At 48.5% G+C, this 746-nt stretch carries 1 protein-coding gene and 1 pseudogene; both read right to left on the bottom strand.

Features of this window, described 5'->3' with window-relative positions; translation table 11 throughout:
* On the bottom strand, positions 1-431 hold a 431-nt coding region (locus A3756_RS02665; RefSeq protein WP_156490213.1), incomplete at its 3' end, for a GTP-binding protein.
* 64 nt (positions 432-495) lie between these two features.
* Positions 496-746 (bottom strand): annotated as a pseudogene (locus tag A3756_RS02670) (30S ribosomal protein S7); the annotation flags it as partial.

Here is a 746-nt window from a genome sequence, read left to right on the forward strand (position 1 = left end):
ATCTTATTAACAAAGACCATGCGCGGCACTTCATATTTATTAGCCTGCCGCCAGACCGTTTCAGTTTGCGGCTGCACACCTGACGAACCACACAAAACCACAACCGCACCATCAAGCACGCGGAGCGAGCGCTCTACTTCAATTGTAAAGTCAACGTGCCCAGGCGTATCGATAATATTCACGCGATGCTGATCAAACTGTTGCTGCATTCCCGACCAGAAACACGTGGTCGCAGCAGAGGTTATCGTGATACCTCGCTCTTGCTCCTGCTCCATCCAATCCATTGTCGCCGCACCATCGTGCACTTCACCTATTTTATGCGACAAGCCTGTATAGAAAAGAACTCGCTCCGTTGTCGTTGTTTTACCAGCATCAACGTGCGCACAAATACCAATATTTCTATACCTGGAAATTGGAGTCTTACGTGCCAATTTTTTATCCTCTTAAACCCAAAAAGGCCCGCATAAAATGCAGGCCATATAACACTCGTATACCTTAGAAACGGTAGTGAGAGAAAGCCTTGTTTGCTTCGGCCATCTTGTGAACATCTTCACGTTTCTTAACCGCTGCACCCTTACCTTCGGCTGCATCGATAATCTCACCCGCTAGACGCAAAGCCATAGACTTTTCGCCACGCTTACGAGAGTAGTCCACCAACCAACGCATTGCTAGCGCTACCTGACGAGCCGGACGAACTTCAACTGGAACCTGATAAGTAGCACCACCAACACGGCGAGACTTAACCT

This window comes from Oleiphilus sp. HI0086 (assembly GCF_001635225.1).